The sequence below is a fragment of the Dickeya sp. CFBP 2040 genome (assembly GCF_012273755.1).
In the GTDB taxonomy this organism is placed as follows: Bacteria; Pseudomonadota; Gammaproteobacteria; order Enterobacterales; family Enterobacteriaceae; genus Dickeya; species Dickeya poaceiphila.
The window spans coordinates 1-26,590 of the sequence record NZ_JAAVXH010000089.1 but is presented as its reverse complement, the minus strand read 5'-3'; the positions used below and the strand labels follow the sequence as shown (position 1 = coordinate 26,590).

The window sequence follows — 26,590 nt, the reverse complement described above, 5'->3', positions numbered from 1 at the left end:
TCGGTTGTTATCATCTAATTATTATTTTTCTGACATAAATCTGTTGCTGATTTAGTAATAGGATTTTATTGCGCGAGTTTTGCGTAATTTAAATCTTCTGATTCCTATCTGCTTTTTGATGGCGGTTAATTTTTTGTCTTGCGTATGAATAGTGTCTTTTACATAGGGTCAGTATGACTATTTCTCTTGAGGAAATAAACTATGAGTTATATTCGGTCGTTATTTTTTTATATAATCACTGGGGTTGTTTTTGTTGCTGGTAATGTGCAGGCCGCAGAAAACTGGAACCCTGCGCACATTTTGGAAGCGTTCCAATATCCTTATGCGAATGGACAAACGACAGTGGGCATTATCGCTCACCGTGGCGTGGTTTCTGATGGTTGCCCTGAAAATTCGCAGTGTTCTATTGATGCAACTGTGAATAATAATATTGAAGCCATTGAGCTTGATGTGAAACAGTCATCCCAGGGAACGCCGTGGCTGTTTCATGATCAGAATGCGGGGAGAATGCTTTATCACCTTCCTTTATTTAATATATTTCAGGATAGAAATCCTCCATCAGGATGGGACCCGGATTTTCGGACCATGACAGATAACCAGCTGGCGCATAGCTATCTGCGTGACAGGAATTTCAGTGGTACCCGCTTTCATCCTCTCAACGTACTTGAAGCATTACGCTATATAAAAGTAAAAGCGCCACAATTACTGGTGGTGCTTGATATAAAAACGGCTGAGGCGGTTTCGCGTTGTGCTTCAATAGTCAAGGACCTGAATATGGAAAACCAGGTTGTGCTGAAAGCCAGTTCATCCTTATATTCCAGCAATCCGTCACAATCTAATGGCTTACCGGCAGGCGTTCATTTTGTGCCGACAGTGTATGCCGGCAACCTTGACGATATTGCGGTGAATTTTACCAATGTCTTTTGTAACGCTGGCGTCGATGTACACCATTGCCGGGTAGAAGAGTGGATAAGGGGGGCATACGACAATCCTAATATTCCCTGGGTCGAAATTGGCAACAAGAGTCCCAATTACCCTGACCCTACCTCCAGTTTTGTGGCGCAGGAGAAACGTTACAAGCGCCCGATGGGCGCATTCGTGCCGGTACCGGAATATAATTTGTCGCGTGGCGGTGGCGCGTATTATGTTCGCTCCAATGCGACCTGTTGCGCCAGATTGTCGGATTACCTGACCAGAACCCGCTATTTCGGCAATGAAACGCAGGATGAACGAGAGTCGCTCGATTTACAGTTGACGAGCGGTTTCACCAATATCATTACTGACAATCCGCTACAGGCCATCCGGTTGACGTCGGCTCGTGGGATGCGCCACACGGAGCGTTATCAGTAATACTATATTGATTTAAAAAAGGGTTGATTTGAGAAAACAGTCAATTTGATGGGGAGTCGATTTGACATGTTTCTTCTCGTCTTGTTTATCAGCCATACGACACGTGCCGTATGGCTGATATTTATACGCTGAACTTATCGGCGTCGCGCCAGGCGGGGAAGGTTTCACGGTAGCTTTGCAATGCCTCCAGCGACAACTCCGCGTCGAGGCGGGCAGGTTGATGTTCAGGCGCACAAGCCAGCACCGTGCCTTGTGGGTCGATAATCAGGCTGTCGCCCTGATAACTGTGCCCGTTGCCGTCGGTGCCGACGCGGTTGCAGCCCGCCACATAAGCCTGATTTTCAATCGCTCGCGCCGCCAGCAGGGTTTTCCAGTGCTGGGCGCGCGGTGCCGGCCAACTGGCGACGTACAGCGCCAGATCGTAATCCTGACGATTGCGCGACCACACCGGGAAACGCAGGTCATAGCAGATCAGCGGCAGAATACGCCAGCCGCGCCATTCCACGATTTCCCGCGTCTGACCGGGCAGGTAATACTCATGTTCGTTCGCCATACGGAACAGGTGGCGCTTGTCGTACTGGTACACTCGTCCCTGTGGGTCAGCCAGCAGAAACCGGTTGACCGCGCCCTTGTCGGTCTGCACCGCCACACTGCCGCCAACCAACGCATTGTTACGCTGCGCCCATTGTTTCAGCCAGATTTCCACCACCGGCTGTTCCAGACTGCTTTTGGCCGCTTCCATCGCAAAACCGGTGGTGAACATTTCCGGCAGCACGATCAGGTCACGGTCGGTAATCTCGCTTAACAGGCCGTCAAAATGGCTGAGGTTGGCGGGACCATCCATCCACACCAACGGTTGTTGTAACAAGGTAACCTTTAAAGTTGACATAAACGCTCCGCAGCAGCATCAAGGGTTGATTCCTGTTTGGCAAAGCATAACCGAATCAGCGTATGAGGGAAGGGGGCTGCACAGAAAACAGACAGCGGAATCGCCGCCACGCCGACATGCTCGGTCAGCCAGCGGCAGAAACTGACGTCGTCCTGACTGGAAATAGCGCGATAGTCCGCCAGCAGGAAGTAAGTGCCTTCACAAGGCAGGATTTCCAGCCGACTGGCCGCCAGCGCGTTAACAAACCGGTCGCGTTTGGCGCGATAAAAGTCCGGCAGTTCGCGCCAGTGCTGCGGTTGGTGTTGCAGCATATCGGCAAGCGCCAACTGGGCCGGCGTATTGACGGAAAACGTCAGGTACTGATGGACCTTACGCAGTTCGGCGCTGAGCGCTGCCGGTGCCACGCAATAACCCACTTTCCAGCCGGTCATGTGATAGGTTTTGCCGAAGGATGACACCGCGATGGAGCGCTGGCGCAATTGCGGATGTGCCAGCACGCTGGCGTGGCCGTCGGCGGCAAAGCAGATATGTTCGTAGACTTCATCGCTCAACACATAGATGTGACGGCTGGCAATCGCTTGCCAGAGCTGGCGGAAATCGTCCTGCTGCCAGACGGTGGCAGAGGGATTGTGCGGCGTGTTGACGATCACCAGCCGGGTGCGATCACTCAGCAAGGCGCTAAAGGTGGTCCAGTCTACGCGAAACGCCGGCGGTTGCAGGGCGATCCGTTTCAGTACGCCACCGGCCAGTTGTACCGCCGGGGCGTAACTGTCGTAGCTGGGATCAAAGCAGACAACTTCATCGCCTGGCCGCACCAGCGCGCTGATAGCGGCAAATAACGCCTCGGTGGCACCAGCCGTGACCGTAACTTCGCTATCGGCGTCCGGCTGCCAGCCGTAGAGCGTTGCGGTTTTTTCCGCAATCGCCTGACGCAGCGGCGCCACGCCAGTCATCGGCGCGTACTGGTTTGCCCCCTGGCTGACATGATAAGCCAGACGTTGTTTCAGGTAGTCGGGACCATCAAAATCCGGAAAGCCTTGCGACAGGTTGATAGCCTGGTGCTGCTGCGCCAGTGCGCTCATCTGGGTAAAAATGGTGGTGCCGAGGGAAGGAAGTTTGCTGTCGGGGATCAGTGCGGCGCTCATGGCTGAAAAAGGACTCCTGCAAGCCTGTTATTGCTGCCACTATATACAGGATGCTAGTATTTGGCAATCAAGACGCTTGGACGTTTAAATGGCTAAATTCCGTAATTGGCTAAGCTATAACCAAACATAATAAGCAGGCTCATTAAGTGGGTTTGACAACCGCGAGACGCCTTCACCTGTACAGGATGATTTATGAGTGAGATTCCACAACTGGCCGCATTGGTGGCGGCCTGCCACTGGATTGGCGAGAAAGGTTGGTGCCCGGCGACGGGCGGCAATATGTCCGTCCGTCTGGATGAACGGCAGTGTCTGATTACCGAATCCGGCAAAGATAAAGGCAGCCTGAGCGCGGAAGACTTTCTGCTGGTTGATATCGACACTAATCATGTACCGAGCGGTCGCACGCCGTCGGCAGAAACCGGGCTGCATACGCTGCTTTATCGCGTGTTCCCGATGGTGGGCGCGGTGCTGCATACGCATTCGGTCAATGCCACCGTACTGTCACGGGTGGAAAAAAGCGACGCACTGGTGCTACAGGGCTATGAAATGCAAAAGTCGCTGAGCGGCCAGCGTACCCACCTGGATTCGGTAGCAATACCGATTTTCGATAACTCTCAGGATATTCCGGCGCTGGCGGAGCAGGTTGCCGCCTATCATGCGAGCACGTCATTGCGCTACGGTTTTCTGGTGCGTGGGCATGGCCTGTACTGCTGGGGCAATGATGTTAAAGAGGCTTGCCGTCATCTGGAGGGGCTGGAATTCCTGTTCCAATGTGAATTGCAACGACGTTTACTGGAGGCCAAATGATCAAAGCGATTGTCACCGATATTGAAGGCACCACCAGCGATATTCGCTTTGTGCACCATGTGTTGTTTCCGTATGCGCGTGCGCGTCTGGCCGGGGCGGTGGCGCAGGCGGATCATGAGCCGGAAATTGCCGCCGCGCTGACGTTGGCGCGCCACGAACTGGGGCAACCGGAAGCCTCGTCCGCGCAACTGCTGGCCGCGTTCAATCAGTTTATGGATGAAGATCGCAAATCACCGGCGCTAAAGCTGTTGCAGGGGATTATCTGGCGCAGCGGCTACCGTAACGGCGATTTTCGCGGCCATGTTTATGACGATGTGGCACCACAATTGCGCGCCTGGCGTGGGCAGGGCATCGCGCTGTATGTGTATTCGTCCGGGTCGGTGGAAGCACAACATCTGTTGTTTGGTCATAGCGACGCGGGGGATTTACGGCCACTGTTTACCGGTTATTTCGACACCGGCGTTGGCGCCAAGCGCGAGGTGGCATCTTACCAAAACATCGCCGGGTTGATTGGGCTGCCAGCCAGCGAGTTGCTGTTTCTGTCCGACATTCGTCAGGAACTGGATGCCGCCGCGCAGGCGGGCTGGCATACCTGCCAGTTGATCCGGGATGAAGCGGATGCCGAAAGTCGGCATCGTCAGGTAAACCGTTTTGATCAGATTGAGCTGAATGCTTACCAGGCTAATTAACCGCCTGTTGTGCTAATTACTGTCGTGCTAATTAACAGGAGAATCCGTCATGAGTGCCTTAACTATTTTCAGCGACACGGACGCCCGTCAGCCGGTCTGGCAAAGCCGCGATGCAGACGCTATCAAACAGCAACTGAGCGCTATCGATGTGCGCTTTGAACGCTGGCAGGCGGACAGGGACCTGAGTTCCGCGCCTTCTTCCGAGGAAGTGCTGGCCGCGTATCAGCATGAGATTGACAAACTGGTGGCGGAAAAAGGTTACCAGAGTTGGGATGTGGTCAGTATACGGGCCGATAACCCGCAAAAAGAGGCAATGCGCAGCAAATTCCTGTCGGAGCATACCCACGGTGAAGATGAAGTGCGTTTCTTTGTGGAAGGCGCCGGGTTGTTCTGTCTGCACGTGAATGGCCAGATTTTCCAGATTCTGTGTGAAAAGAATGACCTGCTGTCAGTGCCTGCCGGTGTGCCGCACTGGTTCGATATGGGGTCGGAACCGCATTTCACCGCGATTCGCCTGTTCAACAACCCGGATGGCTGGATTGCGCAGTTCACCGGCGATGCCATTGCCGATGCGTACCCGAAACTGGCCTAATCATGTCACAGGCCGCGGCGGTATATACCCGCGCACGGCCTGTTCTGTTTTTATTATCTGGCGTTTTATCCCGCCAGCGGGTGCTGAAAAATACCGGCTCTAACCTGTTCCGGGGTGACAACACCGCTATCCAGCACCCAGCCGCTGATAAGTGCGGCTGGCGTGACATCGAATGCCGGGTTGTATACCGGGGCGTTGTGCGGCGCCCACTGGCACTGACCAAAACTACCAGCCACACCTGTGACTTCGCTGGCGGCGCGTTGCTCAATCGGAATGGCGTTACCGTCCAGGCAGTGCGGATCGTGGGTGGTGTGTGGGGCGGCGACGTAAAACGGAATACCGTGGTAGTGCGCCAGCACGGCCAGACTGTAAGTACCGATCTTGTTGGCGACATCGCCGTTAGCGGCGATGCGATCCGCACCGACACAGATAGCATCAACCTGGCCTTGCGCCATCAACGATGCGGCCATTGAGTCACAAATCAGGTGATAGGGAATACCCAATTCACCCAGTTCCCAGGCGGTCAGTCGTCCGCCCTGCAACAACGGACGGGTTTCATCCACCCAGACTTTCTCCACCTTGCCCTGCTGGTGAGCACGCAGTATGACGCCAATCGCGGTGCCGACCCCCGCCGTCGCCAGCCCGCCGGTGTTGCAGTGGGTTAACAGCCGGCTGCCCGGTTTCACCAGCGCAGCACCGTTATCTGCGATGCGTTCACACAGCGCTTTATCTTCCTCAATCAGCCGTAGTGCTTCCTGTGCCATGGCGTTGACGAAGTCATCAGTTGCCAGCGCCTGCTTCATGCGATCCAGATTGTTCATCAGGTTGACGGCGGTCGGGCGCGCAGCGCGCAGCGTATCCAGCGCCTGTGCCAGCTGAGTCCGCGACAGGCCTTGCTCCGCCAGCAGTGCCAGTAACAGGCTGGCGGAAAGGCCAATCAGCGGTGCGCCGCGTACTCGCAGAGTGCGAATGTGGTTGACCAGCGCATCGACATCCGGGCAGGGGCACCAGATTTTTTCCTGCGGCAATGCCTGTTGGTCCAGAATCCACAACTGGTTGTCAACGATGTTGAGGCTGGTGGTGTTAACGGTTTGCATGGGTGGTTAAATCCGTGTTGCGTTATTGCATCAGGGTTCTTATTCTGCCAATATGCGATACAGAAGTATAGACGTCCAAACGCTTTTATGTCTAAAGGCTATGTTTAAAAGCGATGTCTAAAAGCGGGGCGCATATAACAGCAAACACATAGGTAGATAACGAGGTTGGCCATGTCGCTTTACCGTACTTTTAACGCTGACGATGCCGTGCAGTACGCGCGTCAATATGGCGGGGTTGCGGACCCGCAGTCGTTGATAACTGCCGATGAAATCGGTGACGGTAACCTGAATCTGGTGTTCAAGATCCGTGATAAACAAGGCATCAGCCGGGTGATCGTCAAGCAGGCGCTGCCGTATGTTCGCTGTGTCGGTGAGTCCTGGCCGCTGACGCTGGACCGCGCTCGCATCGAAGCAGAAACTCTGCTGGCGCACGCGCAGTATTGCCCGCAATACACAGTCATGGTGCTGCACCATGATCCGGTGCTGGCGGTGATGGTGCAGGAAGATCTGTCCGACCATGAGATTTGGCGGCGCGAACTGGTGAAAGGGCACGACTACCCGCAAGCGGCGGCGCAACTGGGGGAATATCTGGCACAGGCGTTGTTTCACAACTCGGATTTTTACCAGTCTCCTCATGACAAAAAAGCGGCGGTGAGCCGCTTCACCAATCCGGAGTTATGTCAGATCACCGAAGATCTGTTCTTCACCGATCCGTACAGGGAACATGAGCGCAATCAGTTTGATCCGGCGCTGTTGCCTGATGTACTGGCGCTACGCGATGACCTGACACTCAGATGTGCCGTCGCCGCGCTCAAGCACGCCTTTTTGAGCAAAGCGCAAGCGTTATTGCATGGCGATATCCACAGCGGGTCAATTTTTGTGGCGGAAAATCGCCTGAAAGTGATCGACGCCGAATTCGGTTTTTACGGCCCAATCGGGTTTGATATCGGTACGGTGCTGGGCAACCTGTTGCTAAATTACTGTGGGCTGCCGGGGTTGCTGCCGCCACGTGAGGCTGCTGGCGCACGGGAACGGCGTCTGGAGGATATCGTGACGTTATGGCACACCTTCGCTAACCGCTTTGCAGGACTGAGCCGCGAAAAGAGCCGTGACCCGGCGCTGGCGGTGGAAGGCTATGTTGAGCAGTTTCTGCAGCAGGTATGGCATGATACGGTTGGTTACTGCGGCACTGAACTGATTCGCCGCACCATCGGGCTGGCGCATGTCGCTGATCTCGATGCGATTGCCGATGATGCTGCTCGTCAATCCTGTCAACGTCATGCCATTGAACTTGGCAGGACGTTGATTCTGGCTGCCGCACACATCGACAGCCCTGAAGCATTACTGGCACGGGTACGTCAAAGCGGTGCCTGAACCTGAAAGCGAATAGTGCAAACAGGGCGCCTTGTCAGAAAGACTAAGGCGCCCTGCCTGTTTCAGGCGACCGTATCGGCGGGTAACCGTTGCTCTGCCACCACCTTGTGGGCGCTCAGCGCGTCCGGTGCAAAGTCATCTACGTTGATGGAGCGCAACCGACTGGCTTCCGCCTGTATTAATATGCTGGCTTCTTCCTGTGTAATCACCCCTTCTGCCAGCCCATGTTCTGCCAGTGTATCCAGTCGCATGAAAGGCAACGGATGACCTGCTGATTGTGAGAGACGCTGATGAATTGGCTCGGCGGCCAGAATATCCTGCAGCGATTGTTCCAACTGCGCCGCCGGGTGATGCGCTCCGGCTTTCAGGTACAGACCTCGTCCTAAGCGGCTGCGGGTTGCCGACGGTACTTGCAACAAGCGCGCCAGTTGGTGGTCCAACTGGTCGGTTGGGGCCTGGCTGGCGTGTCCGAGCGGGAAAATCACCACCTGCAGTAACCGTGCCACCAGTTTGTTGGGGAAGTTACGCAGCAGATCGCTGATGGCCTGCTCCGCCTGATGCAGACAATCCTGTACTCCCCAGTGCACCAGCGGCAGATCGTCTTGCTGGCGACCTTCTTCGTCGTAGCGCTTGAGCGTGGCAGAGGCCAGATACAACTGGCTCAGCACGTCTCCCAGTCGCGCGGAAAGGCGCTCGCGGCGTTTCAGGCTGCCGCCCAACACCCCCATAGACACATCCGACAACAACGCCAGATTGGCGCTCACCCGGTTCAGTCGCTGGTAGTATCGGCGGGTAGCATCGCTGACCGGCGCACGGCTGGTACGCCCGTTAGTCAGCCCCAGCCACAGGCTGCGCATAACATTGCTGCCGATATGCCCCAGGTGACCGAACAGCGCCCGGTCAAAGGATTTCAGGTTGTTGTCTTGCGCGGCGCTCATTTCTGCCAGCACATACGGGTGGCAGCGAATAGCGCCTTGCCCGAAGATCATCAGGCTGCGAGTCAGAATATTGGCGCCTTCAACGGTAATGGCGATTGGCGCGCCCTGATAGTGACGGGCAACAAAATTGGATGGGCCAAGGCAGATGCCTTTGCCGCCGGTGATATCCATCGCGTCGATGATACCGCGTTGACCGCGATGGGTGCAGTGATACTTGACGATAGCCGACAGCACCGATGGCCGTGCGCCTTGCATGATGCCGCTGGTGATAAGCGTTGCAGCGGCATCCATGACATAGGTGTTGCCGGCTATACGCGCCAGCGGCTCTTCAATCCCTTCCATTTTGCCAATCGGCAGTTTGAACTGGCGACGAATACGGGCATAGGCGCCGGTTGCCAGCGCTACGCTTTTCAGGCCGCCGGTCGCGTTTGAAGGCAGGGTGATGCCGCGTCCGACTGACAGGCATTCCATCAACATTCGCCACCCCTGACCTGCCATGTTCGGCCCGCCGATAATGTAGTCCAGCGGAACGAAAATGTTTTCACCCTGAGTCGGGCCGTTCTGGAACGGAATATTAATCGGGAAGTGACGGCGACCAATCTTGACGCCATCGGTTCGGGTGGGGATTAACGCACAGGTAATACCGATATCATCCCGATCACCCAACAAGTGATCCGGGTCATACAGTCGGAATGCCAGCCCCAGCACGGTGGCGATGGGCGCCAGCGTGATATAGCGCTTGTTCCAGGTCAGTCGCATCCCCAGTACTTGCTGGCCCTGCCAGTGGCCGTAGCATACCACGCCCAGATCAGGAATGGCGCCGGCATCAGACCCGGCTTCCGGGCTGGTCAGCGCAAAACACGGTATTTCTTCGCCACTCGCCAGCCGTGGCAGGTAGTGATTCTTCTGGTCGTCGGTGCCGTAGTGTTGTAGCAGTTCACCTGGGCCGAGCGAATTGGGTACGCCGACAGTGATCGCCATAATGCTGGATACGCCAGCCAGTTTTTGCAGCACCATCGCCTGTGCGTAAGCGGAAAATTCCAGTCCGCCGTACTCTTTTTTGATGATCATGGCAAAGAAGCGGTGCTGTTTCAGAAAATCCCACAGCACCGGCGGCAAGTCGGCGCGCTCGTGGGTGATTTCAAAATCATTTGCCAGACGGCAGGCCTCTTCTACCGGCCCGTCCAGAAACGCCTGTTCTTCCGGTGTCAACATCGGACGAGGGTAGGCGTGCAGGGTATGCCAGTCGGGTGCGCCGCGAAATAATTCGCTTTCCCACCAGATGGTACCGGCATCGATCGCTTCTTTTTCCGTTTTTGACATCGGCGGCATCACGCGACGGAATGCCTTCAGCGCCGGCTCGGAGATAAATCGCTGTCGCCATGACGTTGCCAGTACCGGCAATAGTAACAGGCCCAGCGGAATCAGCAGCCAGACTGACCACAAATTCAGCGCTGCCATAGCGACAACCCAGAGTGCAAGTAATGTGCTGCTCAACCGCAGTGAAAGCTGGTGGTAGAACAGCGCGCCGATAAGCATCAAGACAATCAGGATACTGACTGCAACCATGATTTTATTCTCCAGTCCGTGTAATCAGTGCATTGGTGGTCTGACCTGTTGGTATAGTGAGGTTTTAGTTCAGCAAAATATTTTTATCAATTTATTTACAACACAATTACAACTTGACTCACAAAGTTACGCCAGAATGAAACCACTGACGCATGATGCCGCCGTTTGGCAATTGTCTGCTTCTCGTGGTTTGGGCGATCCGCTACACTGCAGGGCAATACAGGTTGTATTTCTTCATGGTTGGATTGCTGGCACAGACTGGCAACACCGCACGCAGCGGTCCATATATCACCAGAGGACTTAGCCTAAACATCATGATGTTATTGAATGAGAGGATTCCATGTACCAGGACTTAATCCGTAATGAGCTGAAAGAGGCTGCGTCCACGCTGAACACATTTTTAAGTGATGATGCCAATATTCAGGCGATTCAGGATGCGGCTGTTTTGCTGGCGGATGCTTTCAAAGCCGGTGGAAAGGTACTTTCCTGCGGTAACGGCGGTTCTCATTGTGACGCTATGCATTTCGCAGAAGAGCTGACCGGTCGTTATCGCGAAAACCGCCCTGGTTACCCGGCTATCGCCATTTCTGATCCGAGCCATCTGTCCTGCGTCAGCAACGATTTCGGCTATGATTTCGTGTTCTCCCGTTATGTCGAGTCGCTGGGGCGCGAAGGGGATGTATTGCTGGGTATTTCCACTTCAGGCAATTCCGGCAACATCATCAAGGCGATTAGCGCTGCGCGCGCTAAGCGTATGAAAGTCATTACGCTGACCGGCAAGGACGGCGGCAAGATGGCCGGCACCGCGGATGTGGAAATTCGTGTGCCGCACTTCGGTTATGCCGACCGTATTCAGGAAGTGCATATCAAGGCGATCCACATTCTGATTCAACTAATTGAGAAGGAAATGGCCGGCAACTGATCGCCTGCCGTTACGCACAGTGATTAAAGGAACCAGACGTAGTTAAAGGAACCGGACATGTGTGAACTGCTTGGGATGAGTGCCAACGTCCCAACGGATATCTGTTTCAGTTTTACCGGCCTGATGCAGCGAGGCGGTCGAACCGGACCGCATCGTGATGGCTGGGGGATTACGTTCTACGAGGGAAACGGCTGCCGTACCTTCAAAGATCCGCTGCCCAGCTTCAACTCGCCGATTGCCGAATTGGTGCAGAACTATCCTATTAAATCCTGTGCGGTGGTTTCTCACATCCGCCAGGCTAATCGTGGCAAGGTGGCGCTGGAAAATACCCACCCGTTTACCCGTGAACTGTGGGGCCGAAACTGGACCTTTGCCCATAATGGTCAGCTCAAAGGCTACCGCAGCCTGAAAACCGGTCATTTCCGTCCTGTCGGGGAAACGGATAGCGAATACGCGTTTTGCTGGCTGCTGCACCAGTTGTCGCAACGCTACCCGCGTACGCCGTCTAACTGGCCTGCGGTGTTTCGTTACGTCGCCACGCTTGCGGATCAGTTACGCAAAAAGGGCGTATTCAATATGCTGCTGTCAGACGGGCAGTTCGTCATGGGATTCAGTTCCACTAAGCTGCACTGGATAACCCGGCGGGCGCCGTTTGGCAAAGCTACCTTGCTGGATGATGATGTAGAGATCGACTTTCAGCGGCAGACCACACCCAACGATGTGGTCACAGTGCTGGCGACTCAGCCATTGACCGGCAACGAAACCTGGCACCCGATTTTGCCAGGCGAGTTCGTCTTATTTTGTTTTGGCGAGCGTATAGTTTGACTGGGGTTGAGGCTGACCGACGGGCGAGGACTGGTTAACCACGTACTGCCCGTTGAGCACCGACACCGCCGGTGGTTGATGGGTTCTGTTGAAGTAGGCATAACCCGGCTGCAACTGGCTCCAGAATTTATAGTAGTTGGAGCGGCTGTGGCGCTTCATGTTCTGCTCAGTCATGCGGAACGGATAAATCGCCAGTTCTACTTTCTGCTGCCCGTTGCGCAGCGCTTTCTCCACGTAAGTGTAAATCTCGGCAATATACGTGTTGGTCATGGCATAGCAGCCGATAGACACGCACTCGCCGTGAATCATCAGGTAGCGACCAGAGTAACCGTGTGCGCGATCATACTCGTTCGGGAAACCGACATTGATGGCGCGGTAATAGTGGCTGTCAGGTTTAAGCTGTTTGAGATCAACCTGATAAAATCCTTCCGGGCTTTTAAAATCGCCCTCGGTCATTTTGGGACCAAGACCGCCGGAATATTTGCAGATAGGGTAGCTCTGTACCAGTTTGTATTCGTTGCCGGTGCGGGCATAAAGCTCCAGTACCCGTTCTTCCTTGAAGATCTGAATATACACCGGTGAACCGGCAACCTGCTGTTTTGCTTCGGTCACTGCCGGTGAGACTTGATCGGCGTAGCTGTTGCTGATGGCGACGGAAGGCAAAAGAAACAACATCGCAAGCGAAAACGCGACTTTGTGCATTGTTAATCCTGATTATTAGCGCTGTTATTTTGGGTATGTCTGATACGGTGTGTGGCGGTGACGCCCCGCATTCCTTATCTGTCAGGCTTTGTCCTGCCATTAGGCTATGCCCCGTAGCGGGGGATAGCCTGATGTCAAGTCGCACAACCACATTATCACCGTATCCGTTTTATTCAGGAAGGAAAAAAGAATAAAAAAGTAGACTATTCCGATCAGTTAAATTCCCGTCGAGAGTTTGCCGCCGATTTGATGCTATGGCTTTGCAGAAGCGAAGGTGTTGCCTGTCATAAAATGTTGCTGTATGTTTATACAGTTATCTGGAGGGGCGATGCGCAAAATCATTCACGTTGATATGGATTGCTTTTATGCCGCAATAGAGATGCGGGATAACCCGCGCTTGCGCGATATTCCGTTGGCGATTGGCGGCAGTGCTGATCGCCGCGGCGTGATTTGCACCGCCAACTATCCGGCCCGTCGTTATGGCGTACGCAGTGCTATGGCGACCGCTACCGCGTTGAGACTGTGTCCGCATTTGACGCTGTTGCCCGGCAGAATGGAGCTTTACAAAGCGACTTCTAGCCAAATCAGGGCGATCTTTTCCCGTTACACCTCGCTGATTGAGCCGTTGTCGCTGGATGAAGCCTATCTTGATGTGACTGATAGCCAGCACTGTGGTGGGTCTGCCACCCTGATGGCGCAGGAAATCCGTCAGACTATCTTTAATGAGTTGCAACTGACTGCTTCGGCTGGCGTTGCGCCAATCAAGTTTCTCGCCAAAGTCGCTTCTGAACAAAACAAACCCAACGGGCAATGTGTGATTTCGCCTGCGCAAATGGAGGCATTTCTGCTGGCGTTGCCGCTGGAAAAGATCCCCGGCGTCGGTAAGGTGACCGCTAAACGGCTGGCGGAATGCGGGTTGCACACCTGTGCTGATGTGCGTCGCTATCCACTGACCGAACTGCTGCGAGAGTTCGGTAAATTTGGCCGGGTGCTGTGGGAACGCTGCCATGGTATTGACGAGCGCCAGATATCGCCGGATCGCCTGCGTAAATCAGTCGGCGTTGAAAAAACGCTGGCGCAGGATATTCACGACTGGACCGCCTGCGAAGCGTTAATTGAGCGATTGTACGATGAGCTGGAGCGGCGCTTGCGGCGTGTCCGCCCGGATCTGCATATTGCCCGACAAGGGGTAAAACTGAAGTTTGATGATTTTCGCCAGACGACACAGGAGCATGTCTGGCCGGTGCTGAATAAACTGGATTTACTGAGGCTGGCGCGGGAGAGTTGGGAGCAACGGCGCGAGGCGCGAGGTGTTCGGCTGGTGGGGTTGCAGGTGTCGTTGATAGACCCGCAGCTTGAACGGCAACTGGTGTTTCAGTGGGACTGATGTCGTCATGGGCATGATGTTGTCGTGGTGAGACATAGTACGACATGGTACGACAAAAGGATCTACATCTGGCGGCGATGCCCGACCGTGCGGGCATCGCCGGTGCGGGTTACGCGCGTTCCGGAATGGCTTTCAACAGCGCGGTCAGCAATTTCCAGTACTGGCCGACGCTGGCGATATGCACCTGTTCATCCGGTGAGTGAGGACCGGTGATGGTCGGCCCAATCGAAACCATGTCCATGTTCGGATACGGTTTTTTGAACAAACCACACTCCAGCCCGGCGTGGATCACCATGATGTTGGGGGTTTTGTTGAACAGCTTCTGGTAAGTTTCACGCACCAGATGCATAACCGGTGATTGTGCGTCCGGCTGCCAGCCAGGGTAACCGCCCTTGGCCTGGGTGTCGGCGCCTGCCAGTTCACCCAGCGAGGTGAGCATACTCACGACATACTCTTTACCGCTATCGACCAGTGAACGAATCAGGCAATGGATTTCTGCCTGCGTGTCAGTCATGCCGACCACGCCGACGTTCAGCGAGGTTTCCACTACGCCTTTCACGTCGTCGCTCATGCGGATCACACCGTTCGGCGTGCTGTTCAGCAGGGCGATGAAACGGTCACGGCTGGCGGTGGTCAGCGCTGCCGCTGTGCTGTCTGCCGTTTCCAGCAGCAGAGTGAGATTCTTTTCCACTGCCGCGAGTTCATGCTTCAGTACCGCCAGATAAGCTTGCGCGGCGGCCTTCAGCGCATCGGCCTTATCGGCTGACACCGCCAGAGTAATGGCGCCTTCACGCGGAATGGCGTTACGCAGCGTACCGCCGTGCAGGTCGATGACCCGCAGGTCCAGTTCCACGGCGTGTTGTGCCAGAAAACGCGCCAGCAGTTTATTGACGTTGCCAAGCCCCAGGTGGATATCACAACCTGAATGACCGCCTTTCAGTCCTTTGATCACCAGCTTCACTGTCTGGTAACCAGCCGGAACCGCTTCGCGTTGCAGCGGCAAACGGGTCAGAAAATCGATACCGCCGGCGCAACCCATGTAAATTTCGCCTTCCTCTTCGGAATCGGTATTGATCAGGATGTCGCCTTGCAGCCAGTTGGGTTGCAGGCCGAACGCGCCGTCCATGCCGGCCTCTTCCGTCATGGTCAGCAGTACTTCCAGCGGCCCGTGCTCTACGCTGTCGTCAGACAACACCGCCAGCGCCGAAGCCATGCCGATACCGTTGTCTGCGCCAAGCGTCGTGCCACGCGCTTTGATCCACTCGCCATCGATATAGGGCTGGATAGGGTCGGTGGTGAAGTCGTGTACGGTGTCGTTGTTTTTCTGCGGCACCATGTCCAGATGCGCCTGAATCACCACGGGTTTACGGTTTTCCATGCCGGGTGTCGCGGGTTTGCGCAGCAGGATATTGCCCACCTGATCGCGTTCTGTATGAAGGCCGCGTTCTTGCGCCCAGGACATAATGTAAGCGGCCAGCGCTTCTTCATGGTAGGACGGGTGCGGAATAGAACAGATTTTGGCGAAAATATCCCACAGCGGTTGTGGGGAGAGTTGAGACAAGGCAGACACTATTTAACCTCTCCAGTTAAGCACTCACGCGACAAACGGCACGTGATGCCAGAGCAACATCGTTATTGATCGCCTGAAGACGCAGGCACGTAGGCTATGTGCTGACGAGACGTTGGATTAGCGGCCCACATCATTACGGCATACAGCCTGCTACAGAATACCACTTTCCTATGATCGGGGAGAATGGTCACAGCATAAGGATTATGAATAGCAGGTCTGATGCGGGTAAGCCTTGATCGAATGTGCAGATTAATCGAGGGGGCTGGGGAAGAGAGATAGCTCCCTTCCCATTATTCGCTATTACTACCTGTAATCGTTAGGGCGGTACGCATCGGAAGCGTCATCGTTGCGGCGTACCTGAATGGGGATCAGGGCTGGCTGTCGTCGTAATAACAAACGTAAACTGACGCTCAGTTCGAAGCAGAACAACATCAGTATGATGATAGCGAAGAAAGGGGCGAACACGTCCAGTTGTGCAAGGAAGAAGCTGTCAAAAATCGTCATGGGTGTTCTCCTGGCTGTTTTTTGCTCCCTTTGTTTGTAACGCATTTGTAACATCGCGTCTAATAACTTTTTCACATTACGGCGACTTAATTAATTACGGTGAGTTACCATTTGATGGGGTTATGCATAAATACTGGTTTTTGTCCGACCAGCTATCTATAATCTCGCGCAACCTTATTTTCCCCTTCTGACTCTGATTAAGCCGACTTCACTGTTGGCTGGGATATGTTTTATGAGTGAAAAGTACATCGTCACCTGGGATATGTTGCAAATCCATGCCCGCAAAATGGCTCAACGCTTGCTGCCAGCCGAACAGTGGAAAGGCATTATTGCCGTGAGCCGTGGCGGCTTGGTTCCGGGAGCGCTGCTGGCCCGCGAACTGGGTATTCGTAATGTCGATACCGTGTGTATCTCCAGCTACGATCATGACAGTCAGCGTGAGCTGAAAGTGCTCAAACGCGCTGAAGGTGACGGTGAAGGCTACATCGTAATTGATGATTTGGTGGATACCGGCGGCACCGCCAAAGCTATCCGCGAAATGTATCCGAAAGCTCACTTCATCACTATCTTCGCCAAACCTGCTGGCAAACCGCTGGTGGACGACTACGTAGTGGATATCCCACAAGATACCTGGATTGAACAGCCGTGGGACATGGGCGTGGTATTTGTACCGCCTTTGGTTGGCCGTTAATCCGATAACATCATTATTTTTGACACGCCCGGTTATGCCGGGCGTGTCTGTTTCTGTGAATGGAATTGCGCGACATGTTTGGTTTTCGCGGCTGTGGTTCGGTACACTTTCCTCACAAACCATTACTGTTCTTTCGTTGATTCGTCCATGGAGGCCGCTGTGGTTCAGGCTAACCTGTCCGAAACGCTGTTTAAACCCTCAGTCAAGCATCAGGAAACCTCCACGCTGATTCAGCGTTCCCGTCATGTGGCCGGTGCTGCGGCCATGCAGTCAGCGCTGGAGGGAGAAAACCCCCGTAACTGGTATCGGATGCTCAACCGGCTGTTGTGGATTTGGCGCGGCGTACATCCGTGGGAGATTGAAGAGGTGCTGTCGCGTATTGCCGCCAGTCAGGCAACGCGCAGTGACGACCAGCATCTGGATACGGTCATTGGTTATCGCGGCGGTAACTGGATATATGAATGGGTATCGCAAGGTATGCACTGGCAGCAGCAGGCTGGCCAGCACCCCCAGAAGAGCGAGCAGACCGGTCAGTGCTGGTTGAATGCTGCTAATCTGTACAGTATTGCTGCTTATCCCCACCTTAAAGGCGATGATCTGGCAGAACAGGCCCAGGTATTGGCTAATCGTGCTTATGAAGAAGCGGCTACCCACCTGTCTTATGAACTCAAAACCCTGACGTTTCCGGTGGAGGGCGGCGGGCAGTTGACGGCGTTCCTGCATCTGCCGGCGCAGGGGCAGGCACCGTTCCCGACGGTACTGATATGCGGCAGTCTGGATATGCTGCAATGCGATTATCACCGCCTGTTTCAGGATTATCTCGCGCCGGCCGGATTTGCGATGTTGACGGTGGACATGCCGTCGGTAGGGTTCTCTTCGCGTTGGAAACTGGATCAGGATTCCAGCTTTCTGCATCAGCAGGTACTGCGTGCGCTGCCGGATGTGCCATGGGTCGATCACACTCGCGTCGGCGCTTTTGGTTTTCGCTTTGGGGCGAATATCGCGGTGCGGCTGGCTTATCTGGAAGCAAACCGGTTGCGTGCAGTCGCTTGTCTGGGTCCTATTGTGCATCACCTGCTGTCGGATGCGCAGCGTCAGCAGCAGGTGCCGGATATGTTTATGGATGTGCTGGCAAGCCGCCTTGGTATGACCTATTCCTCGGATGCGGCGTTGCTGGTGGAAATGGGACGCTATTCCCTTAAAACGCAGGGATTACTGGGGCGGCGTTGTCCGACGCCGATGCTCTCCGGCTACTGGAAGGACGACCTGATTAGCCCTCCGGAAGAGTCGATGCTGATTGTCAATTCGTCACAACAGGGCAAATTGTTGGCGCTGAATTTATCACCGGTGTATCAGACGTTTCATCTGGCGCTACAACAGATGACCGATTGGTTGCATCGACAATTGCGCTAATCAAAGAGGTGAATACAGCTTGTTGATTTTCTATCATTAATTTGATGCGCCCTGGTGTGATATGGCTCGCGCCCTGAAACGGTGGAAACAAAAAAACTTGAACCCTCGCCAGAAGTCCGGCAGGGTTTAACCATTTCCGTCGTCGTAAATGCTTGGAAGTCGTTGGGTTTAGAGGAGGGGTCATGATAGTGAAAAGCAGGCTCATAAAGAGCTTTGCCTCGTTGGGGCCTTATTTGCGTGAAGATCAATGTCAGGAAAACCGTTTTTTCTTTGATTGCCTGGCGGTTTGTGTCAATGTAAAACCTGCGCCGGAAAAGCGAGAGTTTTGGGGCTGGTGGCTTAGTCTGGAGTGGCAGGAACAAACCCTGTTTTATACCTACCACATCGGTCTGTTTGACAAGGCTGGCAACTGGCGCGAAGAAATTATCAAAGATACTGAGGTACATGAGAAAGTGCTGGCTACCCGTGAAGATTTCCACACCCGCCTGCAGGCGTTGGTAGAACAACTCGACCCGCCTTTTTCCCTCTCCGCACGACCATGATGCTCTCCGGCATCGCGCCGGAGCTGGGGTGAGGCGTTTCGCCGCTGGCTTGACGCTCTCCCCTTGTAACAGGTTTTTTCGTTCGTCTTACTTATCGTTCAACTTTAATCGTTAACACAACGGCAGAAAATTATGAGTGGCAGCCAGACCTTGGTTGTAAAACTGGGCACCAGCGTGCTGACCGGCGGTTCACGCCGTCTCAACCGTGCCCATATTGTCGAATTGGTGCGCCAATGCGCCCAACAACATGCCGCAGGGCATCGTATTGTGATTGTGACTTCCGGGGCGATTGCCGCTGGCCGCGAGCATCTGGGATATCCGGAACTGCCACCCACCATTGCCACCAAACAGTTGCTGGCGGCAGTCGGGCAGAGCCGGTTGATTCAATTGTGGGAGCAGCTGTTTTCCATTTATGGCATTCACATCGGGCAGATGCTGCTGACCCGCGCTGATCTGGAAGACAGGGAACGTTTCCTTAATGCCCGCGACACCATGCGTGCCTTGCTCGACAACCACATTGTGCCGGTGATTAATGAGAATGATGCGGTTGCTACGGCTGAAATCAAAGTCGGCGATAACGATAACCTGTCGGCCCTGGCCGCCATGCTGGCAGATGCCGACAAACTATTGCTGTTGACCGATCAAGCCGGGCTGTTTACCGCTGACCCACGCACTAACCCGGATGCCGAGTTCATCCGCGAAGTGCAGGGCGTGACCGACGAACTGCGCCAGATTGCCGGCGGCAGCGTCTCCGGCCTCGGCACGGGCGGCATGTCCACCAAATTGCAGGCCGCCGATGTGGCGTGCCGTTCCGGTATCGAGGTGGTGATTGCCGCAGGCAACCGGGCTGGCGTTATCGGTGATGTGATTAACGATGTGTCGGTCGGTACGCGTTTTCATGCGCTGGAAACCCCGTTGGAAAGCCGTAAACGCTGGATTTTCGGTGCGCCGCCTGCCGGTGAAATCACCGTGGATGACGGCGCACTGGCCGCCATGCTGGAGCGCGGCAGCTCACTGTTGCCCAAAGGCATCCGCGAGGTGGCGGGCAATTTCTCTCGTGGCGAGGTGATTCGCATCCGCAGCCTGAACGGGCGTGACCTGGCCCATGCCGTCACCCGCTATAACAGCGATGCACTGCGCATGATTGCTGGCCACCACTCGCAGGAAATTGCTGACATTCTGGGGTATGAATACGGCCCGGTCGCCGTTCACCGCGACGACATGATCATTATTTGAGGAACACATGATGCTTGAGCAAATGGGACAAGCGGCCAGAGCGGCCTCTTATCAGCTGGCGGCGCTCAGCACCAGCCAGAAAAATAAGGCGTTGATGACGATAGCGGATTTGCTGGAAGCCCAGTGTGATGCCATTCTTTCCGCCAACGAGCAGGATCTGGCGCAAGCCAGAGAAAACGGCATGAGCGCAGCATTGCAGGATCGCCTGTTGCTGACGCCAGCGCGTTTAAGCGCTATTGCCGATGATGTGCGTCAGGTCTGCCGCCTGAACGATCCGGTTGGCGAAGTGATTGATGGCCGCATTATGGATAACGGCCTGAAGCTGGAGCGCCGCCGTGTACCGCTTGGCGTGGTGGGGGTGATTTATGAAGCCCGGCCAAACGTGACGGTGGATGTCGCCAGCCTGTGCCTGAAAACCGGCAATGCCGTGATTTTACGCGGCGGTAAAGAGACGTATCGCACCAATGCTGCTACCGTAAAAATAATCCAACAGGCGCTGACCGAATGTGGGCTGCCCGCTGCGGCGATTCAGGCGATTGAAAGTCCGGATCGAGAGCTGGTTAATCAACTACTGAAACTTGATCGTTATGTTGACATGCTGATCCCTCGCGGTGGTGCCGGGCTGCACAAGTTGTGCCGCGAGCAGTCCACCATTCCGGTGATCACCGGTGGTATCGGCGTATGCCATATGTTTGCCGACGACAGCATTGATTTTGAAAAAGCGCTGACCGTTATTGAAAGTGCTAAAGTGCAGCGCCCCAGCGCTTGCAATAGCCTGGAAACTCTGCTGGTGCATCAGGCGATTGCCGCACGTTTTCTACCGATGCTCAGTGAAAAGATGGCGCAGGCGAATGTCACGCTGCACGCCAGCGACAGCGCCATGGCGTATCTGGCAAACGGCCCAGCCACGGTTATCGCCGTCAACGAGCAGGATTACGATGATGAATGGCTCTCCAACGATCTCAACGTCACGCTGGTCGAGGACATGGCGGCGGCGATTGCCCATATTCGCCGGCACGGCACCCAGCATTCTGACGCGATTCTGACGCGATCCATCAGCAACGCTGAACGTTTTGTGCGTGAAGTGGATTCTTCAGCGGTGTATGTCAACGCCAGCACCCGTTTTACCGACGGCGGCCAGTTCGGCCTTGGCGCCGAAGTGGCGGTCAGCACCCAGAAACTGCACGCACGCGGCCCAATAGGGCTTGAAGCGCTCACCACCTATAAATGGATTGGTTACGGCGACGATCTGGTTCGCGCATAACGCTGCCAATGCCCGGCAGATCGAGTGATCGCCTGCCGGGCAATGCGCTTAGAAAACCATCAGACGATACGCGCAAGTATTGACTTGCCAGTACGATTTCACTAGTTTGTCACCCCGTAGTTCACGTCACGTACTCGCGGGACGCTCTCAGGGCCGATATAGCTCAGTTGGTAGAGCAGCGCATTCGTAATGCGAAGGTCGTAGGTTCGACTCCTATTATCGGCACCACTTACACGTTTCCCTAAGTCTACTAAAATCCACTCAAAGCCTTTATAATGCGGGGTTTAAGCCCTTTTTTGTGTCCTGGCGTCTACTGAGATACCCCAAAATCTACAGTCAGATGGGGGTATATCTAGGGGTATATGCTGTTCGGTCTTGTGGAGATACCCCCAATGAAACTCAATGCCAGGCAGGTAGACACCGCCAAACCTAAAGACAAGCCCTATAAACTCTCGGATGGTGGTGGGCTGTATCTGTTGGTGAATCCCAATGGCTCGCGTTACTGGCGCTTGAAGTACCGTGTCGATGGAAAAGAAAAATTGCTGGCGCTGGGGGGTTATCCCGCCGTTTCACTGGCGCAAGCCAGAGGAAAACGTGACGAAGCGAAAAGGGGTATCGCTGGGGGTATCGACCCGAATGTTGCCAGGCGCGAGGAAAAAGTCGCGCGTGAGGTGCAGATAAAAAACACCTTTCAGGATATCGCGCTGGAATGGCACGACAGCAAAATCAAAAAATGGTCGGCGGGCTATGCTTCCGACATTATGGAAGCCTTCAATAAAGACGTTTTTCCGTATATTGGCAACAAGCCGATTGCTCAGATTAAACCGCTTGAACTGCTGAACGTGCTACGGCGCATGGAGTCTCGCGGAGCCACAGAGAAAGCCAAGAAGGTTCGCCAGCGCTGTGGCGAAGTCTTTCGCTACGCCATCGTCACCGGTCGGGCCGAGTATAACCCCGCGCCAGATCTCACCAGTGCCATGCAGGGGCATGAATCCACCCATTACCCCCTTTCTTAATGCACAAGAACTGCCGGAATTCTTTCATGCCTTATCTGAGTATACCGGTAGCAAATTGGTGCTGCTGGCGGCCCGTTTGCTGATTCTAACCGGTGTGCGCACCGGTGAACTCAGAGCGGCGAACTGGCAGGAGATAGACACCGAGAATGCGCTATGGGAAATCCCCGCCGAACGCATGAAGATGCGACGCCCCCATTGCGTGCCGCTTTCCCGTCAGGCCATCGCTATTCTTGACGAGATCAGAGAAATGACCGGTCGATATCCATTGGTATTTCCTGGCCGTAACGACCCCCGCAACACCATGAGTGAAGCCAGTATTAATCAGGTCTTCAAGCGTATTGGTTACGCCGGTCGAGTCACCGGCCACGGTTTTCGCCACACCATGAGCACCATTCTCCACGAACAGGGCTACAACACGGCATGGATTGAAACCCAGCTTGCCCACGTTGATAAAAACGCGATTCGCGGCACCTATAATCATGCCCAATATCTGGACGGCAGGCGCGACATGCTGCAATGGTATGCCGACTATATGGAAAGCCTTGAGAACGGCGGCAATGTGGTACATGTGGGGATGTTATGCACGAAGGATTTTCTATTCGGGAAATAGGGCAATTTGCTTTAGCCAGCACGAATGAACTGTTTATTGAAGCCAGACATGGTGTGCGTGTTGCAGAATTAACGGCTGATGATTTGGCGTGGTGTGTGGCGCTAACGCGTAATCTGCCCGAAGATAGAAAGCTACCCTGGGATCAATGTGGGGGCGTGTTGGCAGAGCTTGATACGTTTAACTTCAGTTTCAAGCTATTGGATAAGGATTATCAACCGGCTGGTGCTTGTCTATGCCGCTACTGCCCAGCAACGGCTGACCTTGGGGCGGTGTTGAATATTGAAATGATCCAGAATTTCAACATAATGCCTTCAATTCTGGATGGTAACACCATGCAGTTTGCTTTATGGGCCGTGATTTATTTTATGCTGGACACAGAATGTGAAGGCGTTCGCCTTATGTCCCCAATCAATGATGACATTGCTGATTATTACATAAGAGAACATGGCTTTTGGGATATATCCGGTGATCGCAGCATTCTTTATCGAGATGCTGACGGTTTAGTAACGTGGTTTCAGGCTCAACTCGGTGGGTCACAGGTTGCCGGTGAATAAGATTTGAGCAATAATGATCGCATGAAAAATGTTTTAAAAGGGGAAAGCACATGGTAGCCAAAACGAAAAAATTGCCTGTATCAGCCCCTGAGCTTGGCGAGCATCAAGCAGTGAATAATGGGATGGCTGGTATTGCAGCACGCACTTTTACGACTGAAGAAATTGACGCGATGACGCCACGAGGCAAAAAGATCACCGCGTCGCGTGCCGAAATCCATGCCATGCTACTCAATGCTGCAAGAAACGTGAAATTTCAATCCTCCCCTATCATTGAAGCCGCTGGTGGCATGAGCAAATCAGCCAAATGACGTGACGCAGCCGTATCAGCGGCTGTTTTATCCTATAGCGCAATAAAACTGTATGTATAGACAGTCTTTGTCATGCTGGGTAGACTTCGGTAGACGAGCCAAAGCAATAACAGGCTATGTCCAGAAGACACCCGGAACCCTTCTTTTTCTGTGAACTGGCATAGCTACCGTTAATCAAGGAATGAGGTGGTTATGCCCGCATTTGATAATTTGCCCGATCTTTCCCACTGGAAAACGATTCAGGAATTCACCATAGAGCAGGCCGCTTTATTATTGGCGGGGATCGATCCCTATGATTATGACGATGGGTTACAAGCGGTCAGGAGTGGCCGACATGAACGTTGGAAATTAGCCTGGGGGCTTTCTGAAGGGATCGTTAGTGCCATTCGTCGCGGGGTATTAACGCCGGTTGTATGTATGGGGGAAGAGGAAAAATGGAATGACTGGGAGAATGCTTATTTCACGCATTATGAGCCAATAAAAACGACCGACAGAACCAAGGAAATCAGTAAAAGAAAAACTATTATTACTCGTGATTCTTTATTCTCTTGGGTTGAAGCTGAACGTGTCGATTACGCCAAAAGACCAAAAAAAGAAACGGTTATTCTCCATCAATATGCATACTCCCAAAATACACGTACCATTATTGATGTTGAACCAGAAGCAAGAAAGCAAAGTGTGCCAATGCTGCCTTTGTATGAACACAAATCCGAAGGGCTGGAATTAGTAGAAGAAGCGATAAAACAATTCTGGTCAACCTATGATGAAAACGATCCTGCGACTGCGCCCACCAAGCAGGAAGTGATGACATACCTGAAAGAAAAGAGTGTCTCCAATAATCTGGCGGAGGCGGTTGATATGGTGCTGCGGCCCTTCTCGGTAAGAGGGGTTGGCCGAAGAAGGTAAACGAAAACAAATAGTTAAATGGTGGGTGCCGATTCGTTCAGAAGGGGGGCACCCATTGCTGAAAACAGGCTGTTACCTGGAAAAACCAGCCGGGTTTTAGCCTTTTACCCTGGTCACGCTTTGTCTGTTTGGGTGCCCGGCACCAGAAATCCTACCCGCCTATTTATTTGTTTTTCGGTATTCAAAAATAGCTCCTGTTATCGCAACGCCTACAGGAGTAAACCATGCAAAAAACACTAATTCGATTGCCTGAAGTTCAGCGGCGTACCGGCTATAGCAAAGCCTGGGTATATCGTTTAATGGCAAGAAAACAATTTCCTTCAGCGGTGAAAATTGGATCACGCGCTATTGCCTTTGTCGAAAGTGAAATAGACGAATGGATTAATCAGCGCATTGCCGAGCGCGATCACCATACAGCCGGAAAATAACGCAGCCTTCGTTTTTAACCTTTTCAGGAAATCACATCATGGGATATTCATTCGCCGGAATAAGCCGGAACAGGCCACCTTTTGTTCTAAAAAAATCAAGGCTCAATGCCACCATTGGGATTTTGCCAGGCCAGCAACAAATCTTATTGACGATGGCAAGCCCTCTGGCTTATGGTTATTTCGTTGCCGCAAAATCGGCAACCAGGTTTAGCAGCCTGAATGTACAAGCGGACGACCGCTTTTTTATCACGCGGTTTTTTTACGTCCGTCAACCGAGTTGCGCCCAAATTATGGTGGGGCGTAATGGGGGAGCCTTCGGGCTCGCCGGTTTCTTGTACGCCGGTCTGCTAACCCTGTTACGTCCCACCACCCTGTTTAGCAGCGGGATGGTGGGGTTTCTGAACCCGTACAAGAGGCCGCCGCTATGGTTGCTACCCCTACCTTCGCTTACCCTGAATTTACCTTTCTGTTTCTGGCCGTACATCGTGCCGGGCTTTCACACCCTTGCCGCAAGGCGATTGTTGCCACTGATGAATGCCGTGCCCGCAGCTATCTGGAGCCGGATTTTATTCTGGTCTTTGCCGGTCGCCTGCCAGTTCAGGAGGTGCGCCATGTTTGATAACACCCCGCTGGAGCTGGAAGAAATTATCGACCAGTGCCGGGCGCTGGCGTATGCCATCGTCGAACTGGAGCAGCCAGAGGCCAAAGAGATCCTGATGTTTATCCTGTGGGAGCGCCTTGATTGCCTTTATCGCACCCATTTGCAGGAGAAACAAACCCCGCTGATGCTGGAGGAGCGGGCCGATGCGTAATATCGACCTTATTCGCGATACCGCCAGTGCGGCGCAAGGGCGCTGGCGGGCGGTACTGGCCCAATTGGGGATTACGGTTCCCGACAATGCTCGTCAGCACGCCCCCTGCCCGGCGTGCGGCGGTAAAGACCGCTTCCGTTTTGATGATGACGGGCGCGGGGCGCATTTCTGTAATCAGTGCGGGGCCGGTGACGGCCTTGAACTGGTGCAGAAAGTCAGACAGTGCGATATCACCGCTGCCGCCCGGCTGGTGGCGGAGGTGGTCGGCACGCTGCCTGCGTCTTCTGTCGCTGCGCCAGCGGAAGCCCCTGCCGCCAAACGCCAGCGCTTTCTGCAACGCTATCAGGCGCTGGCGCGTCAGGCGGTGCCCGGTGTATCGGTCTATCTGGCCGGGAAAGGGCTGGCAGCCACGTATCCGCTGCTACCGGATGGCCGCCTGTTGCTGGCGTT

At 54.1% G+C, this 26,590-nt stretch carries 27 protein-coding genes, 1 tRNA gene and 1 pseudogene; 22 read left to right on the top strand and 7 right to left on the bottom strand.

Going from position 1 to position 26,590, the window contains the following annotated elements; genetic code table 11:
* The first annotated feature begins 201 nt into the window (after window positions 1-201).
* Window positions 202-1,350 carry a glycerophosphodiester phosphodiesterase family protein gene (locus tag Dpoa2040_RS13745; protein ID WP_050569497.1) on the top strand — a complete coding sequence of 383 codons (1,149 nt, stop codon included), beginning with the start codon at window positions 202-204 and terminating at the stop codon, window positions 1,348-1,350.
* A 121-nt stretch (window positions 1,351-1,471) separates the two neighbouring features.
* Here Dpoa2040_RS13745 and Dpoa2040_RS13740 read toward each other — a convergent pair whose 3' ends face one another.
* A complete protein-coding gene (locus Dpoa2040_RS13740) occupies window positions 1,472-2,239 on the bottom strand; it encodes an amidohydrolase (protein WP_168641621.1) in 768 nt (255 codons plus the stop codon).
* Window positions 2,227-3,384 (bottom strand): pyridoxal phosphate-dependent aminotransferase, encoded by a 1,158-nt coding sequence (locus Dpoa2040_RS13735; RefSeq protein WP_168641620.1) that lies wholly within the window; start codon window positions 3,382-3,384, stop codon window positions 2,227-2,229. Before Dpoa2040_RS13735 ends, Dpoa2040_RS13740 begins: the two co-directional genes overlap by 13 nt.
* 192 nt (window positions 3,385-3,576) lie before the next feature.
* On the opposite strand from Dpoa2040_RS13735, the gene Dpoa2040_RS13730 reads away from it, so the two are divergent.
* Genes Dpoa2040_RS13730 through Dpoa2040_RS13720 form a run of 3 tightly spaced genes read left to right on the top strand, consistent with a single transcriptional unit; the run spans window position 3,577 to window position 5,472 of the window.
* Complete coding sequence (locus Dpoa2040_RS13730; RefSeq protein WP_168641619.1) at window positions 3,577-4,191, top strand: methylthioribulose 1-phosphate dehydratase; 615 nt, start codon at window positions 3,577-3,579, stop codon at window positions 4,189-4,191.
* Window positions 4,188-4,880 carry an acireductone synthase gene (gene mtnC, locus Dpoa2040_RS13725; protein ID WP_168641618.1) on the top strand — a complete coding sequence of 231 codons (693 nt, stop codon included), beginning with the start codon at window positions 4,188-4,190 and terminating at the stop codon, window positions 4,878-4,880. Before Dpoa2040_RS13730 ends, mtnC begins: the two co-directional genes overlap by 4 nt.
* 49 nt (window positions 4,881-4,929) lie before the next feature.
* Window positions 4,930-5,472 (top strand): acireductone dioxygenase, encoded by a 543-nt coding sequence (locus Dpoa2040_RS13720; RefSeq protein ID WP_042872334.1) that lies wholly within the window; start codon window positions 4,930-4,932, stop codon window positions 5,470-5,472.
* 65 nt (window positions 5,473-5,537) lie between these two features.
* Here Dpoa2040_RS13720 and mtnA read toward each other — a convergent pair whose 3' ends face one another.
* The gene (gene mtnA / locus Dpoa2040_RS13715) at window positions 5,538-6,569 is read right to left on the bottom strand and encodes an S-methyl-5-thioribose-1-phosphate isomerase (RefSeq protein ID WP_168641617.1); all 1,032 of its coding nucleotides are present in this window, start codon (window positions 6,567-6,569) and stop codon (window positions 5,538-5,540) included.
* Between the two features lie 171 nt (window positions 6,570-6,740).
* On the opposite strand from mtnA, the gene mtnK reads away from it, so the two are divergent.
* Window positions 6,741-7,943, top strand: a complete 1,203-nt coding sequence (gene mtnK, locus Dpoa2040_RS13710; RefSeq protein WP_168641616.1) for an S-methyl-5-thioribose kinase — start codon at window positions 6,741-6,743, stop codon at window positions 7,941-7,943.
* A gap of 62 nt (window positions 7,944-8,005) precedes the next feature.
* Here the strand turns inward: mtnK and fadE are convergent, their stop codons facing one another.
* Window positions 8,006-10,450 carry an acyl-CoA dehydrogenase FadE gene (gene fadE, locus Dpoa2040_RS13705; RefSeq protein ID WP_168641615.1) on the bottom strand — a complete coding sequence of 815 codons (2,445 nt, stop codon included), beginning with the start codon at window positions 10,448-10,450 and terminating at the stop codon, window positions 8,006-8,008.
* A gap of 340 nt (window positions 10,451-10,790) precedes the next feature.
* Here fadE and lpcA point away from each other — a divergent pair, with 340 nt between their 5' ends.
* Window positions 10,791-11,372 carry a D-sedoheptulose 7-phosphate isomerase gene (gene lpcA, locus Dpoa2040_RS13700; protein WP_012885889.1) on the top strand — a complete coding sequence of 194 codons (582 nt, stop codon included), beginning with the start codon at window positions 10,791-10,793 and terminating at the stop codon, window positions 11,370-11,372.
* A 57-nt stretch (window positions 11,373-11,429) separates the two neighbouring features.
* Window positions 11,430-12,197, top strand: coding sequence for a class II glutamine amidotransferase (locus tag Dpoa2040_RS13695; RefSeq protein ID WP_146411492.1), 768 nt, complete (start codon window positions 11,430-11,432; stop codon window positions 12,195-12,197).
* Here Dpoa2040_RS13695 and dpaA read toward each other — a convergent pair.
* Window positions 12,168-12,899, bottom strand: coding sequence for a peptidoglycan meso-diaminopimelic acid protein amidase (dpaA, locus tag Dpoa2040_RS13690; RefSeq protein WP_042872327.1), 732 nt, complete (start codon window positions 12,897-12,899; stop codon window positions 12,168-12,170). The genes Dpoa2040_RS13695 and dpaA overlap by 30 nt on opposite strands.
* A 328-nt stretch (window positions 12,900-13,227) precedes the next feature.
* Between dpaA and dinB the strand changes: the two genes are divergently transcribed.
* Complete coding sequence (gene dinB, locus Dpoa2040_RS13685; protein WP_168641614.1) at window positions 13,228-14,286, top strand: DNA polymerase IV; 1,059 nt, start codon at window positions 13,228-13,230, stop codon at window positions 14,284-14,286.
* Between the two features lie 109 nt (window positions 14,287-14,395).
* On the opposite strand, the gene pepD is transcribed toward dinB, so the two are convergent.
* Together pepD and Dpoa2040_RS13675 are read right to left on the bottom strand one after the other, a co-directional pair.
* The gene (pepD, locus tag Dpoa2040_RS13680) at window positions 14,396-15,856 is read right to left on the bottom strand and encodes a beta-Ala-His dipeptidase (protein ID WP_168641613.1); all 1,461 of its coding nucleotides are present in this window, start codon (window positions 15,854-15,856) and stop codon (window positions 14,396-14,398) included.
* Window positions 15,857-16,159: 303 nt separating this feature from the next.
* Window positions 16,160-16,360: a hypothetical protein gene (locus tag Dpoa2040_RS13675; RefSeq protein WP_042872321.1), complete on the bottom strand. Its 201-nt coding sequence runs from the start codon at window positions 16,358-16,360 to the stop codon at window positions 16,160-16,162.
* A 232-nt stretch (window positions 16,361-16,592) separates the two neighbouring features.
* Here Dpoa2040_RS13675 and gpt point away from each other — a divergent pair, with 232 nt between their 5' ends.
* From gpt to Dpoa2040_RS13605, 14 genes and pseudogenes are all read left to right on the top strand, one after another.
* Window positions 16,593-17,051, top strand: a complete 459-nt coding sequence (gpt, locus tag Dpoa2040_RS13670; protein ID WP_168641612.1) for a xanthine phosphoribosyltransferase — start codon at window positions 16,593-16,595, stop codon at window positions 17,049-17,051.
* Window positions 17,052-17,210: 159 nt separating this feature from the next.
* Window positions 17,211-18,464 carry an esterase FrsA gene (gene frsA / locus Dpoa2040_RS13665; RefSeq protein WP_168641611.1) on the top strand — a complete coding sequence of 418 codons (1,254 nt, stop codon included), beginning with the start codon at window positions 17,211-17,213 and terminating at the stop codon, window positions 18,462-18,464.
* 182 nt (window positions 18,465-18,646) lie between these two features.
* A complete protein-coding gene (gene crl / locus Dpoa2040_RS13660; protein ID WP_168641610.1) occupies window positions 18,647-19,006 on the top strand; it encodes a sigma factor-binding protein Crl in 360 nt (119 codons plus the stop codon).
* Window positions 19,007-19,138: 132 nt separating this feature from the next.
* Window positions 19,139-20,242 carry a glutamate 5-kinase gene (gene proB / locus Dpoa2040_RS13655; RefSeq protein ID WP_168641609.1) on the top strand — a complete coding sequence of 368 codons (1,104 nt, stop codon included), beginning with the start codon at window positions 19,139-19,141 and terminating at the stop codon, window positions 20,240-20,242.
* Between the two features lie 10 nt (window positions 20,243-20,252).
* A complete protein-coding gene (gene proA / locus Dpoa2040_RS13650; protein WP_168641622.1) occupies window positions 20,253-21,506 on the top strand; it encodes a glutamate-5-semialdehyde dehydrogenase in 1,254 nt (417 codons plus the stop codon).
* A 152-nt stretch (window positions 21,507-21,658) separates the two neighbouring features.
* Window positions 21,659-21,734, top strand: a tRNA-Thr gene (locus Dpoa2040_RS13645).
* A 164-nt stretch (window positions 21,735-21,898) separates the two neighbouring features.
* Window positions 21,899-23,132, top strand: a pseudogene (locus tag Dpoa2040_RS13640) (tyrosine-type recombinase/integrase).
* Window positions 23,102-23,686 (top strand): hypothetical protein, encoded by a 585-nt coding sequence (locus tag Dpoa2040_RS13635; RefSeq protein WP_168641608.1) that lies wholly within the window; start codon window positions 23,102-23,104, stop codon window positions 23,684-23,686. The pseudogene Dpoa2040_RS13640 and the gene Dpoa2040_RS13635 overlap by 31 nt, the downstream one beginning before the upstream one ends.
* 50 nt (window positions 23,687-23,736) lie before the next feature.
* Window positions 23,737-23,994, top strand: a complete 258-nt coding sequence (locus Dpoa2040_RS13630; RefSeq protein ID WP_168641607.1) for a hypothetical protein — start codon at window positions 23,737-23,739, stop codon at window positions 23,992-23,994.
* A 192-nt stretch (window positions 23,995-24,186) separates the two neighbouring features.
* Window positions 24,187-24,900, top strand: a complete 714-nt coding sequence (locus Dpoa2040_RS13625) for a hypothetical protein (protein ID WP_168641606.1) — start codon at window positions 24,187-24,189, stop codon at window positions 24,898-24,900.
* A gap of 224 nt (window positions 24,901-25,124) precedes the next feature.
* The gene (locus Dpoa2040_RS13620; RefSeq protein ID WP_033577577.1) at window positions 25,125-25,328 is read left to right on the top strand and encodes an AlpA family transcriptional regulator; all 204 of its coding nucleotides are present in this window, start codon (window positions 25,125-25,127) and stop codon (window positions 25,326-25,328) included.
* Window positions 25,329-25,752: 424 nt separating this feature from the next.
* Window positions 25,753-25,947, top strand: a complete 195-nt coding sequence (locus Dpoa2040_RS13615; protein WP_168641605.1) for a host cell division inhibitor Icd-like protein — start codon at window positions 25,753-25,755, stop codon at window positions 25,945-25,947.
* A complete protein-coding gene (locus tag Dpoa2040_RS13610) occupies window positions 25,940-26,140 on the top strand; it encodes a hypothetical protein (RefSeq protein WP_168641604.1) in 201 nt (66 codons plus the stop codon). The genes Dpoa2040_RS13615 and Dpoa2040_RS13610 overlap by 8 nt, the downstream gene beginning before the upstream one ends.
* Window positions 26,133-26,590 (top strand): primase-helicase zinc-binding domain-containing protein (locus Dpoa2040_RS13605; RefSeq protein ID WP_305792412.1); only part of this gene is annotated, 458 nt, incomplete at its 3' end. The genes Dpoa2040_RS13610 and Dpoa2040_RS13605, both read left to right, overlap by 8 nt.